General features: G+C 39.7%; 10 protein-coding genes. 5 read left to right on the plus strand and 5 right to left on the minus strand.

Annotated features, from left to right (window positions below):
* Positions 1–26: 26 nt before the first annotated feature.
* Together ADJ24_RS10110 and mobQ are read right to left on the minus strand one after the other, a co-directional pair.
* Positions 27–1234, minus strand: a protein-coding gene (locus ADJ24_RS10110; protein WP_152681774.1) for an IS3 family transposase whose coding sequence is annotated in 2 segments (ribosomal slippage) — positions 27–913 and positions 913–1234 — 1209 coding nt in all. Because the reading frame shifts where the segments join, the coding sequence is not laid out codon by codon here.
* A 111-nt stretch (positions 1235–1345) separates the two neighbouring features.
* The gene (mobQ, locus tag ADJ24_RS10120; RefSeq protein ID WP_048702319.1) at positions 1346–2854 is read right to left on the minus strand and encodes a MobQ family relaxase; all 1509 of its coding nucleotides are present in this window, start codon (positions 2852–2854) and stop codon (positions 1346–1348) included.
* A 1656-nt stretch (positions 2855–4510) separates the two neighbouring features.
* Here mobQ and ADJ24_RS10125 point away from each other — a divergent pair.
* From ADJ24_RS10125 to pilV, 4 genes are all read left to right on the plus strand, one after another.
* The gene (locus ADJ24_RS10125; protein ID WP_000444413.1) at positions 4511–5020 is read left to right on the plus strand and encodes a hypothetical protein; all 510 of its coding nucleotides are present in this window, start codon (positions 4511–4513) and stop codon (positions 5018–5020) included.
* Positions 5021–5065: 45 nt separating this feature from the next.
* Positions 5066–5581, plus strand: a complete 516-nt coding sequence (locus ADJ24_RS10130; RefSeq protein WP_048702320.1) for a hypothetical protein — start codon at positions 5066–5068, stop codon at positions 5579–5581.
* 83 nt (positions 5582–5664) lie between these two features.
* A complete protein-coding gene (locus ADJ24_RS10135) occupies positions 5665–5988 on the plus strand; it encodes a conjugal transfer protein TraD (RefSeq protein ID WP_001280266.1) in 324 nt (107 codons plus the stop codon).
* 304 nt (positions 5989–6292) lie between these two features.
* On the plus strand, positions 6293–7768 hold the full coding sequence (pilV, locus tag ADJ24_RS24130) for a shufflon system plasmid conjugative transfer pilus tip adhesin PilV (RefSeq protein ID WP_047369716.1): 1476 nt from the start codon (positions 6293–6295) through the stop codon (positions 7766–7768).
* A 166-nt stretch (positions 7769–7934) separates the two neighbouring features.
* Here pilV and ADJ24_RS10140 read toward each other — a convergent pair whose 3' ends face one another.
* Together ADJ24_RS10140 and ADJ24_RS10145 are read right to left on the minus strand one after the other, a co-directional pair.
* Positions 7935–10895, minus strand: coding sequence for a type III restriction-modification system endonuclease (locus tag ADJ24_RS10140; protein ID WP_048702321.1), 2961 nt, complete (start codon positions 10893–10895; stop codon positions 7935–7937).
* A 9-nt stretch (positions 10896–10904) separates the two neighbouring features.
* A complete protein-coding gene (locus ADJ24_RS10145; RefSeq protein WP_048702322.1) occupies positions 10905–12806 on the minus strand; it encodes a site-specific DNA-methyltransferase in 1902 nt (633 codons plus the stop codon).
* A gap of 194 nt (positions 12807–13000) precedes the next feature.
* Between ADJ24_RS10145 and ADJ24_RS10150 the strand changes: the two genes are divergently transcribed.
* Positions 13001–14389 (plus strand): hypothetical protein, encoded by a 1389-nt coding sequence (locus tag ADJ24_RS10150; RefSeq protein ID WP_048702323.1) that lies wholly within the window; start codon positions 13001–13003, stop codon positions 14387–14389.
* A gap of 46 nt (positions 14390–14435) precedes the next feature.
* Here the strand turns inward: ADJ24_RS10150 and ADJ24_RS10155 are convergent, their stop codons facing one another.
* Positions 14436–15710 (minus strand): tyrosine-type recombinase/integrase, encoded by a 1275-nt coding sequence (locus ADJ24_RS10155; RefSeq protein WP_048702324.1) that lies wholly within the window; start codon positions 15708–15710, stop codon positions 14436–14438.
* Positions 15711–15940 lie beyond the last annotated feature (230 nt).

Below are 15940 nucleotides of genomic sequence, written 5' to 3' on the forward strand. Positions count from 1 at the left end.
CTCCATCTCCGAACAGCTTTTGTATCTTAAGTTAACGATGTCCGCTGCCGCCGGTATTCCCTCGGGGAGTGATATCCCAGCGCGCTGTGCGGGTGGTTTTCATTGTAATGCGTGAACGCTACTGCAAGGTTTCGCAGTGCTGTTCTCACATCCGGTTTTGGCATGAACGCGATATAGTCTTCTTTCATCGTTTTCACGAACCGTTCGGCCATGCCATTACTCTGCGGGCTGCTCACCGCTGTTGTGCAGGGCTCCAGATTCAGCTCTCTCGCGAACCTCCGCGTTTCATACGCGGTATACGCTGAACCGTTATCCGTCAGCCACTGCACCGCTGTGTCGGGCAACCTGTCGCCGAAGCGCTTTTCCACCGACCTCAGCATCACATCCTGCACGGTCGAACTGTCATAGCCTCCCGTGCTTGCTGCCCAGTCTATGGCCTCACGGTCGCAGCAGTCCAGCGCGAACGTTACCCGCAGTTTTTCGCCGTTGTCGCAGCCGAACTCGAAGCCATCTGAACACCAGCGCATATCGCTTTCTGCCACCGCTATCTTGCCCTTATGTTCAAGCTTCGGTCGCTCTGGTTTGTGATGCAACAACAACAGGTTATGCTCGCTCATTATCCTGTAAAGCCGTTTGGCATTCACAGGTGGCTGTCCCTCTGTGCGACGTTGCTTGCGCAGGATGCCCCACACGCGTCGATAACCATAACTCGGCATATCGCTGATAATGTTGAGGATAGCCGACAGTATTTCTGCGTCTGCTTCTTCATTACGCCGGTTACAGGCCCTGTCCTGCCAGTCGGCAGAACGGTTAATCCGCAGTGACAGTTGCGCACGCGACACGCCCATGGTCCGGCTGACCATGGCTATTCCCCGTCCTTTGGCAACAAGGGCGCGTGCGCTATCCATTTTCGCGACTGACCGTACTCCACGGCTTCTTTCAGGATCTCAACTTCCATCGTCTTCTTGCCCAGAAGGCGCTGAAGCTCCCGGACCTGCTTCAGAGCAGCAGTAAGCTCAGAAGCAGGAACGACTTCCTCTCCAGCCGCAACGGCGGTGAGGCTGCCTTCCTGATATTGCTTCTTCCACTTAAACAGCAGGCTGGGCTGGATACCATGCAGGCGGGCGACATGGGAGACATTCATACCCGGCTCCATCGTCTGCTGGATAATGGCGATCTTCTCCTGAGGAGTTTTACGTTTACGGACTTCTTGCCCTAACAGGATCCCGGTCATCTCAAAATTGGCGTTAGTGTTAGACATATATTCAAGCCTATCTCTTATCTGGAGATACAGCTACTGTCCGGTGTTTCAGGGGGCTACATCAATGCAGAAAATCAGGAATGATTAGTTCTTGCCACGATAGCTCGGCTGCCTCAACCTTTGATAGCTATTCTTTCTGACCTGCTCAAGTGACATAGAAGGGGTTAGATCCTTGCTGTGATCGATTTCTGGTTGTTCCTGCTTCGGACGGCTTGGGAAACGGGTGATCTCGTCAGTCGTTGGCTTGTAGTCATCTTGGTTAAACTTAGCTCGTTTCTCATATTCAGGGCGTAGAACATGACGGCCTAATACCTCATCAAAGACATAGTTTTCAGCAATACGTTTATCATGTTCTTCACTGATAATATCAACTTTAGTTTTGCCTGTTTTAGCCCATATAAATTTACCCCTGATAAAATCAACCAAAAGGGCTGTAAAGCGTTTAAAGATATTATCCTGACGCGGAATAGTCTGTTTCCTTTTAACACGTTCAGGGGCGCTTCTGGATGCCCTGTTTGGGTTTTGAGAGGAGGATGTTTGCAGAATAGTATTTGATCCAGAATCAGAAATACTGACCGATGGTTTTTTACCAGCAACAACTTTACTGACTTTTGTTTTATCACGGTAAGATTTAACGCCACGCATACGAGTATGAGGAGCTGGTGCAACCAAAACAGGTCTTTGCGTTTCATTGGTCGAAGAGCCGGAGCGCGTTTCTGGTAATACAATCTCTTCTGGTTCAGCAAGATGTGTAATCGTAAAGCTTCTGACATCAACGACGATTTCAAGATCAAGTTCGCTGAATGTTTTGTAGACTTCAACGGCTTCTTGCTTGGCTGTATCACGAACAGCTTGTTCTGCGGCTCTTTGTTCCTGAGCAGCTTTACTGCGCCATTTGGCACTGTGGATACGCTTCATTGGAGGACGATTTGTTTCAGCGGCTTTAGCAAGCCATAGTGCTTGTTCTTCATTGTCCAGAGCAGCCGCCGCTTTTTCTAATGCCTCTTCGTGCTGGGCTTGAAGGGAACGATGATCAATACGTTCTGGCGAACCAGCAGCAGCGAGGAAGCTGTTAGCCATAGATGCCCATGATTCACGCCACAACACAGACATTTTTCTGTCATTCCAGCTTCTTTCTTTTTTACCAAACCCTTCCGGGCCAATGGTTTTTAACGTCAACATAACGTGAGCATGTGGGTTGTCGCTATCGAGATCATGGAAAGCGATATCAGCAATCATACCTTTATCAACGAAATTTTTCTGACAATACTCAAGGACAAGTTTTTTCTTTTCATCATTATTTAACTCGGTAGGAATGGAAACATCGAAATAACGGGCTGTTTGACCATTTTGCTGACGCTCGACCCGTTCAACTTCATTCCACAATGCTGTAGAGTCTTTTACGATGTGTTCTGGTGCATTAGCTGGAGCTAATATGAAGTGCCCATATAAATCAGTACGGCGACTGTAATCATACGTATCACCTGTTCTTTCATCTGTTATACGTGTACGAGCATGATAGGCAGCCTTCGCAACGGAAGACCTGCCTTCTGAACGTTTCACAATTTTAAAATCAAGATGAAAAATAGCCATACAATAAAAAGAACCTCAATATAATTTTAAATAACAAACCAAAATATAAATCTCCAATGCGACTATGCTGGTTTTAGTTTTTCGCAAGAAAAACTCTGGTGTTGACGTTGACCTTGTTTCCGAAGGAAACGGTGTTAGCCTGCGGCAGGCAACCGTCGGTAGACCCCACACACTGCGTAGCAGTGTATAGGTGGGCATTGCTTTATTTTTATATCTCCTAAAGGAGCTAAAAATAACGACAATGTATAAAGCTTTTCTATAGTTAAATAATAACGCTAGTTTTAATGTCTGTGAAATTAACGGGGCTAGATTCGGATGAACGGCTGAGGTATTACACGAATCTTAATGATTATGGTTTTAGAGAGCGCCCGTAAGGGCAAAAGAGTTAATTTCCCTCCCGCCGTAAGGCGGGAAAAGCTAAATGCACTAAAACAGACTTATAACGACAGTTTTTTAAAAAAATGGATGGTGTAGGTTCGGACTTAAAATAAGAGTGAAAAAGCAAAGGGTGAAAAATAAACCATAAGGAAAGAGAGTCAAGTAACGTGGGGAATATTAGATGATTTAGGTTAATGATTTTGATTGTATATGTTGCATGATTACATATAGAGCTTGTTGCATTTTTGTGCAGAGTCTTGTAAACACCATTTTTGTTATCACCTTTTGTATCATAACCATTTGAGTTATTGCTGATTAAACAGTAAAAATCAAATAAAAATCCATTAGATCATATGTTAAATGTGTTTTTTGACGAAATATATTTAAGTTTGTCTGGTCTTTTTTATTTTTAATAAAGTTAGGTTGTTTTATTTGACAAGTAAAATGTTGTGTTGTAAATAAAATAAAGATACAAAAAAAGCCAACTTATCAAAGTTGACTTTTTAAGGACTAAAAAAGTTTTGCCGACTTTTGAAGCCTTGTAATCAGTTAGAGGAATAACGTGATTACAAATATAATAAAGTATTAAATAATCTTTTCATATTTGTCAAATCTAAATCTCAACTTTTTATAAGCTTTTCAAATACCATTTCCAAAAACATTTTAGTCTTCAAAAGCAATAACGTTAAACCTGTGTATCAGGTCTAAGAATCTTTGGACATCATGTGTTAAAAACTGTTTTGTTCTTAGGTTATTGTAGGTGGCATATAAACGGGGGGAAGTCGGTAGCCACCAACTTGAAGCGTTCATCTAAAATCTATAAAGCGGTAGTATAATTTTCTTTAGTAAAACGAGAAAATGCTTTAAATGATCATGATGTATCTGTAGGAGTCCGATGGGGTGTCCCAGTAATGGAAACGTGCTGGAACTCAATAGCTACGGTGAGAATCGCCAACCTGCGAACCTAAAAAAAATATTACAATAGTATTTTTTTACGGGGGGTTAGGGGGGTGAAGCTTGCAGAAAAACTAAGTTTTCCTGACGGAAAACTACTACGACTGAAAGTCGCTATCTAAAACCCCAGAACCTAATCTAATAAAATTCTAGTACTACTAGTACAAAAAAATAATTTTAAAAATATCAGTAGGTAGGTGCCATTTCATCAAGGCACTAACGAAAGATAAGTAGGCTTATAAATTAAATATGGTGCATGGATTAATTTGAGTTTTTTGTTTTTTAATTGTATTAATTAAAAAATATAAATAAAAAGGTAATGATATGGAAAGTAAAACAAAAAAACTAAGAATGGGATGGATACAAAATCTTACTGAGAATGAAAAAAAGATAATAGATGATTTTCTGGAAGAAGCCGCTAAGTTAAAAGGTAAAGCACTAAATAAAAAAGAAAAACAAACTGTCAAATTTATTGCTCGTGATCAAGTCCGCTCGATTAGAAAAGAGCAAAAATCAAAAAAACAAAAAAAGAGTAGAGTTGATATGGAAGAAAAAGAAGATGAAACAATTAATACCATTTCAAATAATGCGGATGAGCAAGGAAGATTAAAGATACTATCAGCTAAAGAAAGAGATTTTATCAATAATGCCATATATGAAGAAATGAAAATTAAAGGTAGAAAGCTTGTAAAATGTGAAATGAAAGAAGTTTTAAAAATTGCTCGAAAAAAGATCCTCAACAATCGTATATCTTGTCAGATCAAAAATGAAAGAAATAAAGAAAGGTTTGAGGCAGAGTTTGAATGGAGAAAACCAGTGCCATTTCGTCGTTAAAGCATTCATTAATGATGATATTATAATTTTTATAAGAGGTAATACATGAAAAAATTGAAAACAAAAAACTTGAAGGAAAGTGAGTTTATAAGACATATTGAAAACAATTCTGTTGTCTCAAAGGCTCTGTGTGAGAAATATGGAGTCTCAACTGAAACCATTGCCTATGCTTTATATGTTCATAGCAATAGTTTCTTTCTTAAAAACGACTACGTTCAGGATGACATTCACTATGATATAGTTAAATATAATTTAATAATAATGAAACCCACGCTTAGGCAATATTATAGAAGAACAAGGCAAGTAGATTATAACGGATATACTTTTTTATCAGGTATTAAAGAATATCAAGACTATTGTATTTTGTTGACGCTTTGCTGCTATCATTGGATAGCTGATGTATTTACTGTCTATAATCATAGTGAAAGAAGTCAATTTATCGTTGATGTTGCCAATGATCTTCTGAAAAGGAGTATAGATCATTTTTCAGTAGAGCATGAGAATGTTATCAACTGCTTTAATATTTTAAAAGAAAAGCTCCCATCGCATAAAAAGAAATAATAATCCAATTTTTCAAATATCCTCATTGACTAACATATTTATAAGAAATATATATGTATCATGGAACTATAAGAGGATAGAAAATGAGTGATATTTCAGATAAAGAACAAACCAGAAAGAAACCACGAATAAAAAAGACACTGGAGCAGCAATTAGCATCTGCTCAGATGCGTTTAAATCGTTTGCAATATAAGTCTAAGAAAGAAGCTAAACAGATAGAGACACGTCAGAAAATAATTTTAGGGGCTGAAGTTGCCAAGGCTCTTGATTGTGATGTTTTTACGGTGGATAAGGATCTTGTTTTAGGTATGCTACTAGAGATACCCCACCTACATCCAGATGATAAAGAAAGATTTAAAAGAAGCGGAATGTTATTTCTGGCGAGCATGAAAGGAAGGAAAACTTGATAATGCATATAAACTATTTGACACTTATTTGAGAAAAAATTCCAATAGATAATTATCGTTAACTTTCATTAAAAGATTTGACATTCTATTTATGATGATATATCTATCAGTATAATGATTCATAATCTTATATAATCAGATTTTTTCATCTATAAAATAATAAAATATAATTTTTAGGTTTATATTTCACGTCCTGACAAATCTCTAGCTTAATTTTAATATGGCTGGGGATTTGTTTTTATCTGTATCTTGATTTTTGTTTGTTATTTGATAATTAATTAATACGTGAATATAAAATAGGACGATGAAAATGAAAATTAAAAAAGGATTCTCTTTACTAGAATTAACTCTTGTTTTAGGTGTTGGGACGATAGTGGCTTTTATGAAGTTTCAGGATATGAAAAATGAACAGGAGAGTATATTGGCTTCTGCTGTCGGGCAACAAATGAAACAGATCGGTGAAGCAGTTAATGGCTATATAAATATCCGTTATGATAAATTATCAACCTTATCCAATGCTGCCGGAACAGGAACCGATCCGGGGCCAAGAACCTGTTCAGGTTCAGTATGTGAAATTACTTACCAGACATTGATTAACGAAGGTTTGCTACCTTCAACCTACACAGGCACTAATGCTAATAAATCCTCGTATAAAATCATATTAAAACGAGATGGAACTTCACCTAACTTTGTTATTAATGGTCTTATAACGACATCGACGGCATGGATTGAAGGCGGTAAAACACGTTATGATTTATTAGGGAAAGCCATGCAAACAGCGGGTATTGACAGTGGTATGACGCAATCAGCAACGTTAGCATCAGGTTTGCAGGGTGCATGGAAAGAAACATCAACAGTTTACAGTAATATCACCAGTGCAGGTCTTATGGCCTATCGTGTTGGATATGATTCTGCGATGTATTCTGTTTACCTGCGTCGTGATGGAACATTGCCAATGACAGGCGACCTGAATATGGGAGGCAATAGTATTAATAATATAAAAGACATAAATGCATCCGGAACAGGTAATTTCGACAATAACTTGAATGTCTCTAAAGATTTAACAGTTGGAGGTGTAATAAACTCAGGCAAAGGTATCATTTCCAATGACTATATTTATGCCAAAGGAGATTTTTCTACAAATGGTATTGCGTATGTGAGAAAATCTGTAAATGCAGGAGAAAACATGTATGCGGTTGGAAATATAGGGGTTGCGGCTGATAGTAATAAAAAGATGGCTGCTGCTTTGAATGCGGATGGAACAGTATACGCAAAAAAGGCTTTTGTGACTGATGGTGATATATATGCAAATTCAGGAACTGTCAATGCATCATATGTTTGGGCATCAGGAAATCTTAATTCTAATTACATCCATTCAAATGGAAACATAAATTCTGATGGAAGGATAAATGCAGGTGAGTTTGTTTATATAAATGGGAAAGTATCCACTGGCGGTGGTTGCTCACCTAATGGTTTACAAGGGAGAGATGATGAAGGTTCTGCATTAAGTTGTGTTAATGGGTTATGGGCAAAATTTAAATTTAATGAAAAGATATACAGTGTTGTATTTGAATCTTCCACAACTGGAGGTGGTGATGTTTATAAAACATTAAATCTTGGAAAACACCTCCTTTGTGTTTTTTCAGGCGGTCAATCTACTGATATGGTAACTAAACACTCTATTGTTTATCGTTCAGGCGACATATGGATGTTAGAAATGAGGGTTACAAATTGGAAGGCTGGTGTTCTTACATGGGATAGAGCATCTTGTTTTGATTGAAATATAAGGTTATAATATCATATCGAATTTTCATAAGAAATTTTCTGAGTATAGGGTTACTATAGCTGTAGCTAGCAACGGAAGACAAAATAAAACTGAATGTGTATTTTTTATGTTTTAATTTTGTAAATTATAAACTGGCCTCCTAAAAGGCCAGTTATATAATTTAAAGGCTGCTCATTATTTCTGTAATGGCTGTGGCTCGAACATATTTTGCTGCATTGATTTTTTCTGCTTTTAAAGCACTAAAATGTGCAGTTCCACAGGCTATCTTCGCATCTTCTTCATGACCAAGACCAATGTGTTTACTTTTTGTCTCTACAACAAAGTAAATATGTTCTTCACCATTGTCTTCAATAACTAACGCCCAGTCAGGATTGTAGGTTCCCAGTGGCGTCGGGATTTTAAACCATCCCGGCAGCTTCACATAAAGCTTAACTTCATCCTGTTCTTCGAGTTCCTGAGCGAAACGGCTTTCGACTTCAGAATCTTTAGGAACGTATTCGTAAACTGACTTAGACGAGGTTTCAAAAAGATTACGGGCATATCCTGTTAGCTCTTTATCCATAAAGAGACTTTGCGCATACACCTCTCCTTTTAGTGGATAATATTTAATACCATCAACAATTGACAGGCGTTTGCAGTAGTTGATTCGGCCTATAGCTTCACTGATAAACTGCTGTGGATTTTTAGCAAAATCAGCGAGTCTTCCACTCTCTTTCAGGATGGTGCTTAAACTGCGTCTTGTCAGTCCGGTTTTTTCCTGTAGAACACCAAGAATATCTGGCAATGGCTGCTCTGCAACATCAACTACAGAGCTTGTTGTTCCATTAGACAGAGCTTTAACATCAAGGCCAGATTGACTTTGTTTGATTGTTGCTTTGCTGAAACTGACCATTGCTTTTGCTACAGGCTGCATTTCAGAAAGTGATTTCGTACAGGATTTGATCAATTCTTCTTCATCAAATGCTAGCCGATACAGCGTTTTTTGACAAATGCGCTGCCATAACGCTTCGAATTCCGGGCTGTTTAAGACTTCTTTCCGGTATTTGATTGTTTTACGTTCATCAGCATTGTTTATATTGAGTCGCCCTGCTGATTTACGCAGGATAGTTTCAATTTGTTCCTGTAGTGAGGCATACTTCTCACTAACAACAAAAGTGTCTTCGAATAACACTTCTTTCAGGGCTTTTGTGATTTTCCCCGATTTTTCCAGATAACCTTCGGTCTGTAGTTCAGACCAAATCTCATGTGAACCGGCGATACCCACAACTTGTGAGGAATCAGAGAAGATCAGATGGGCAAACGCATCTTTTTCGATGATACCAAAACGGATGCCTGTTTCGTTCTCAATTTCGCTCTGTAGTCGTTCGGCATAGGCTTCATAATTTTCACTGGCAACGACAGTCAGAATGTTAATGCTTTCATCACGAACACGTTCACCCTCTTGGTTAACACACAGGCGAAGACCACGTCCTAATGTTTGACGACGTTCTCGTTCACTTCCCATCTCTCGGAGGCTACAGATCTGGAATACATTGGGATTATCCCAGCCTTCTTTCAAAGCAGAGTGTGAAAAAATAAACCTCACCGGATTCGAGAAACTCAAAAGCTTCTCTTTATTTTTCATGATGAGGTTATAACCGCGTTCCGCATTTTCGCGGCCTGCATTATTGCTTTCGCTTGTTTCAGCCCATGCACCTTTTTTATCAATGGAGAAATAACCATCATGAACGTCTTTAGCATGTTCTGGATGAGAAGGAACCAAAGTTTTATATGCGGGGCTTTTAATGGCCTTTAGATATTCTTCTTCAAAGATGCGGGCATATTCACCCGGTTCAAGCAGTCCTTCTTCATTAGTCTGGCGATAGAAATCAACCTTATCAATGAAAAATAGGGTAAGAACCTTGATTTGCTGAGTATTCAGGCGAAGTTCTTTATCCAGATGTTCACGGATTGTACGTCTGATCATATGACGCTGGATGAGCATAGGGTCAATATCCCCCACGACATCACCGACTTTCATATAGTAGGTATCAGAAGGTGTTTCCAGTGTAAGATAACCCTCTTTGCCAGTTCGGATCTCGCTTATCCGGTAACCCTGATAAATATCACGTCCTGTTTCGTCATCAAGTGTCATACCGTCATACACTGTAATCTCAGAACGATTTACGCTCCCTTTTTTATCGGCTATATCAACAATAACAGTCGCGTTAATGTTATTTTTATTACTGTTAATACTGACCAGTTTTACATAGGGGCTGTTGCTTGCATTCTGGACTTCAAGCCCGGCAACTTCGATCTGTTTGACCAGCTTCTGATTGTAAGCATCAATGGCATCGAGACGATAGACCATATGATGTTTATGCACATGTGTCGCTGAATAGCGTAAGGTGAACATGGGATGCATTGCATCAAGTGCGGTTTTACCCGCACCGTTTAAACCACCATCAACACTTTGCGGTTCGTCTACAATAATAATTGGACGTGTGGCACGTATCAGATCAATTGGCTTATCCATATCGTCAACGGTCGTTTTTTCACTGGACTGATAGAGCTTATTAACGTCTTTTTTGTTAATTGCACCAACCGTCATTACCATGATCTGCATAACAGAGCTGGTTGCAAAATTTCTCACATCCGCAGGTTTTGCCGAGTCATACAGATAGTATTCGTATGGAACTCCCGCATAAAGGCTTTTGAAATGCTCTTCAGTGATTTGTAGTGTTTTATACACGCCTTCCTTGATGGCAACGGAAGGAACAACAATAATAAATTTACTCATGCCGTAGCGTTTGTTCAACTCAAGCATGGTGCGAAGATAAACATACGTTTTACCTGTCCCTGTTTCCATCTCGACAGTAAAATCATGGCTGTCGAGCATAGGTGAGGGAGGAAGCTGATTTTTCAACTGAACATTGTTTAAGTTTTTTAGCAGAACATCATCTTCGGGTATTTGTGGATTTACAGGCATTGAACCTGTTGCGCCTTCAAATGAGAGAGCACCCTGAGCTGGGGCCAGCACAGTCATTTCGCTCTCCCACTTCTCCTGTCCCACAAACAAATCACAGACCGAAGTTATGGCGTTTTGCTGATAGGTAAGGTCAGATTCAAAATGTAGTTTCATCTCATTCCCTTACAGGCTGTGCAAGTTTGTCAGGCCATGCTGTTCCAGAATGGCGCAAAGATTTGTTTTAGCAACGTTATTTTCAAATGCGTCATCAAGGAAATAGCAGACAGTATCTTTGCCAGCCTTAAAGCTTTTATGCCAGTCAAGGATCCCCTTAGTCAGTCCTTCAACTGAAGAGGCTGGGATTTGACTGGCAAAGCAGGTAAATAATTTGCCACCTTCGACGCTAGAAACTGTTAATCCATCAAACTGACGGGTTTCAATGTTTACATTCAGGTCAATGCCACGTTTGAGCATCAACTCTGTGAGTAAATCTTCTTCACTACGTCCTTCGAGGATTGGGCTTACATAGGCATCAAGCTGTTCTGAAAGTGTTTCAGCCGTCGCTTCCCACGGTCGGATGTTGGATGTATCAAGTTTGAACACACGAAAACCGGTATCTCCATTCCAGTCTGGATTAATTGCTTTAACCTTATTACCTGCACGGCGGAGGCGTTCTTTCGTTAATTCAGATAGATACAATGGCTTATCAAGCTCTTCGCAGAAGTAGATTGCAGAAAGATCTTCCTTATTGCTTTTAGATAGTGTTTCAGGGAGTTGAACCAGAATGAACTTTCTATCTTGTTTATCCGTCTCGTTCAATTCGTACACTGCTTGCCCCGTAGTACCACTTCCAGCAAAAAAATCCATGATAATATCATTTTCTTTGGTCGCTATTTGTATAATCCGCTGTAGCAACCTTACGGGTTTTGGATTAGGAAATGGTGAACGTGTGCTATCAAATAGTTCTGCTAACTGTTTTGTACCTTCATCTGTATGCCCAACATGCTCAAATCCCCAAAGAGTTTGTGGAGGAATAGTGTCTCTCACCTCTGAGCGAAATCTTTTTAGTCGAGGCTTGTTATTACCATCTTCGCCAAACCATATTCTGTTATCAGAAATTAACTCTTCAATTTTATCCTTGTTAAATCTCCAACTACTACCAGCGGGAGGATAATGTTCCATCCCCGAGGGGGATGTGATACCAAAAACTGCATAATCTCTGACTTCAGTTCTGAGAAGATTATCTGAAGCCCATACACCCCTAGGGTCATTATCTAAATTCTTGTATGTTGATTCTTGTTGCTTACTTCTTGGTAAACCGAGTATTTTTGATTGGTCTGATTTTTTGTAGCAAAGAATATAGTCATGTGACTCTGAAAAGTTTTTTGAATCTGCTTTTGTGCTATATTTTTTTTGCCAAATGACATTGGCAACAAAATTTTCTTGCCCAAAAATATCATCGCACATTAATTTCAAGTTATTAACTTCATTGTCATCAATGCTTAAAAATATAAACCCATCCTCTTTGAGAAGATTTCTTGCAAGTTTAATACGTGGATACATCATATTCAACCAGTCTGTGTGATAACGCCCACTGGTTTCTGCGTTTGTGGTGATTCGTACCCCATCTTCTGTTTGTCCTGTCATTTCAAGATAATTTTTCATGTTATCTTGGAAGTTATCAGAATAAACAAAATCTTTACCGGTGTTGTAAGGAGGATCAATATATATAAGCTTAACTTTTCCAGCGTAACTTTTTTGAAGAAGTTTTAACACTTCAAGGTTATCGCCCTCGATCATGAGGTTCTTGGTATTATCCCAATCAACGCTTTCATCTTTGCATGGACGCAAGGTGCCACGGGAAGGGGTAAGAGCAAGCTGACGAGCCTGACGTTTACCATGCCAGTTCAGGCCATAGCGTTCTTCTTTGTCGTCTACATTTTCACCCAAAAGCTGCTTTAAAACCTCAAAATCAACACTGTCTTCATTAAAAGCTTCAGGAAACAATGATTTAAGTTTGGTGATGTTATCGGCAGTGATATTCATTGATTGCAGTTCGGGCATTTCAGGCGAAAGTTTGTTCATTGACCATTCCACGTATCTGTATCAGGTTACTGTGTGATGGGGGATATTTTACGGTAAATAGTGCATTTCATCAATGAACAGTGTGCTGCAGATTTCTTTTTAAATCATTATGTTAATGCATTTATTGAATGTCCTGTCCTTGTATTAGTACAATTAGCTTTTATGCGTCTACCAAACATTATCAGGATGTGATGATGGCTAAACTGAACAAGAAACAACTTGCTTTACTCAAGGAAATGCCTGCCGATCAACTCATGCAAATAATTTGTGATATTGCAGAGAGTAATGGTCAGGCAAAATCCTTTATTATTAATAAATATCTGTTAACTCCAGAAGAATCACTGAAAAAGGCTGAGACTGAATACAAAAGGGTAATTAAAACAAAACGCTTTTATGATTATTATGAAGCAGCGGTTTTTTTTGAGGGGCTATACAGGAATGTCATATTTCCACTTGAAAAGACGGTATCAACGCTGCCTGAAAAAACCGAGGCGTTTTGCCATGATTTACTGCTCTCATTTGATAAAGTCAGCGAAATTGCTGATACATCAGATGGATCATGGATGGACTATTATAATGGTGCTGTCGAAATATGGTTAAAATCCCTGTCCCTACAAAAAGACAAAAGCATTGATGTTATAGCGGATAAAATACTTTCCGTACTTAAAGGTGATGTATATTTTAACTTTGATATTTTTGATAAGTATAAAAAAGATCTGGGATACAATGTTATTCGTGCTTTAAGGGAAAGTCTTCTTAAGACAGGTGATGTTAATGATGCTGTTGAGTTAAGTCTGTATATCAGGGATGTTGATTTCATCAGGCAATGCTTTGAGAAAAGAAAACTGAACCAGCCAGAATACATCATTAAGTTTGCTGAGTTGCTGGTTGATGAACTGTGCACTGAGGAAGCCATTCAGGTTCTCAATAAAATCAAAGAAGATAAATCAGTTGATCAGGCAGGGCTTCGTGATAAATGGACTGAGGTGTTGGCTCTGGCGTTGATTGAAGAAGGCGAGATTCAGCAGGCAAAAACAATTTGTATAGACGGATTTAAGAACAGGTGTGATGTTGTTTTTTATAATATCTATAATCGGGTAGAGAAAAATATTGACTCACTGGATTTGTTCTCTGGCATAGCAAAGATAAAAGGCTTTCCGTTTGTTATTCTTTTCTTGTCCGGGACAGATAGTTATGGAAAACTTGATTCTGAAGTCATGAATGCGAGTGAAAATGAAATCGCAGAGATGATGTCTTTATTACGCGGTTCTTTTGTTCGTACCTTATCGAGTGAGCTTTACAGGCATGGTTATGCATGTTCTGCAACTCTGCTCCGTAGAGTGCTGGCAGAGGACAGTATCAGTCGTTCTCAGAGTAAATACTACACCTATGCGGCATCTGATATGAAAAAAAGCATTGATTACAGTAAAGATATTACATGGACTGAAAAAATCCCTTCAACAGAAGAGTATTTAAAATCTCTGTTTATTGAGCACAAAAGAAAATACGCACTCTGGGAAATAATGCTGGAAAAAATCGCTGGTTTAGCGATAGAGAAAGATTCAGTATCATATTCAGCATAGACTGTAATTAAGCATGAAGTTGAAAGGCCGCGAACGGCCTTTCCCTTTATTTATTTGAAGCAAACTCAAACGGTCTGACCATATCGTTACTGTTAGCATCAAGGAAATCAGCCCACCACTGAAGCATCAGACGGCGTTGATCAAGGTGTTTAGCCTTGTGGGTATAAGCTGCCCGGACACTGTTGCTTTCCTTATGGCTCATCTGAAGCTCTACAGCGTCTTCTGACCATAGCCCGGACTCAATTAAGGCACTACAGGCCAGTGTTCGGAAACCGTGTCCACAGATGTCCTGCTTCGTGTCATAGCCCATATTGCGGAGGGCTTTGTTGATGGTGTTTTCACTCATAGGTTTAAACGAGTCATAACAGCCAGTAAAGATTAACCCATCATCTTGACCTTCTTCATAAGTCAGTTGTCGGATCTCTTTCAATATCTTCATGGCCTGCTTACAAAGGGGAACGAAGTGCTTACGCTTCATTTTAGCCCCACGAGTTGAATGTTTGACGTTTTCAATCGCTTCACGCTGTTCGGGTATCACCCATAACTTACTTTTGAAATCAATTTCTGACCAGCGAGCGAAACGCAACTCACTGGAGCGAATGAAAATCATCAGATTGAGCTGTATTGCCAGTATGGTTAACCTGCGGCCTTTGTATTCGGCAATTTTGTTCAGTAGCTGGGGTATTTCTTCCAGCTCAAGTGCAGGGCGGTGTTCAGTTTGTGGTTTCTGAACTGCACCTTCCATATCATAGGCTGGGTTATGGCGTATCAGCTTTTGCTGGACGGCATGACGCAGGATTGCCGTAATGTATTGTTGAATGCGCATGGCAACTTCAAGATAACCAAGTGCCTCCACTTTTTTCACCGGAACCAGCAGATCACCCGTATCCAGTTCGGCAACATCTTTGTCACCGATTACCGGGAAGACATAAGTTTCAAGGCGCTTCCATACGGCATCACCATAATCATCAGACCATTTTGTTTTCGTGGAGAACCACGCTTTGGCTACTGTTCTGAAGGAGCGTGTATTATCACGTTTGGCTTTAAGCTCTTTAACCTCTGCCTGTTTCTTTGCATTAGGGTCAATACCCTGAGCCAGAAGCCTTCTGGCCTCGTCACGGCGTTGTCTTGCGTCAGAAAGAGAAACAGCAGGGTAAACACCGATAGAGAAAAGTTTTTGCTTCCCTTCGAAACGGTAGGCCATTTGCCAGTATTTCGAACCTTTAGGGGTAACACGAAGGAACATACCAAAGCCATCAGTCAGCTTGTATTCCTTCTCAAGGGGTTTTGCATTTTTTGCTTTAATATCAGTCAGTGACATGAAAACACCCCCTCATTTGTTGGTAAAAGGGAAATCGAACCAGCATTACCAGCATTTTTACCATCAAAATGATATGGCTTCGAGTGGTTTTTAGTGAACGAGGGTGAACGACTGAGAGGGGATAACCAATTGATAGAAATGCAGAAAGCAGACGTTAGTGAACGTCTGCTTTCTTGAAAATGGCTCCTCTGACTGGACTCGAACCAGTGACATACGGATTAACAGTCCGC

The sequence above is a fragment of the Enterobacter sp. 940_PEND genome, assembly GCF_001059415.1.
Taxonomy (GTDB): Bacteria; Pseudomonadota; Gammaproteobacteria; order Enterobacterales; family Enterobacteriaceae; genus Enterobacter; species Enterobacter cloacae_M.

Bases quoted from the DNA above. Each gene is read 5' to 3' on its own strand.
- mobQ (WP_048702319.1), bottom strand. From the start codon at position 2,854: ATGGCTATTTTTCATCTTGATTTTAAAATTGTGAAACGTTCAGAAGGC.
- ADJ24_RS10125 (WP_000444413.1), top strand. From the start codon at position 4,511: ATGGAAAGTAAAACAAAAAAACTAAGAATGGGATGGATACAAAATCTT.
- ADJ24_RS10130 (WP_048702320.1), top strand. From the start codon at position 5,066: ATGAAAAAATTGAAAACAAAAAACTTGAAGGAAAGTGAGTTTATAAGA.
- ADJ24_RS10135 (WP_001280266.1), top strand. From the start codon at position 5,665: ATGAGTGATATTTCAGATAAAGAACAAACCAGAAAGAAACCACGAATA.
- pilV (WP_047369716.1), top strand. From the start codon at position 6,293: ATGAAAATGAAAATTAAAAAAGGATTCTCTTTACTAGAATTAACTCTT.
- ADJ24_RS10140 (WP_048702321.1), bottom strand. From the start codon at position 10,895: ATGAAACTACATTTTGAATCTGACCTTACCTATCAGCAAAACGCCATA.
- ADJ24_RS10145 (WP_048702322.1), bottom strand. From the start codon at position 12,806: ATGAACAAACTTTCGCCTGAAATGCCCGAACTGCAATCAATGAATATC.
- ADJ24_RS10150 (WP_048702323.1), top strand. From the start codon at position 13,001: ATGGCTAAACTGAACAAGAAACAACTTGCTTTACTCAAGGAAATGCCT.
- ADJ24_RS10155 (WP_048702324.1), bottom strand. From the start codon at position 15,710: ATGTCACTGACTGATATTAAAGCAAAAAATGCAAAACCCCTTGAGAAG.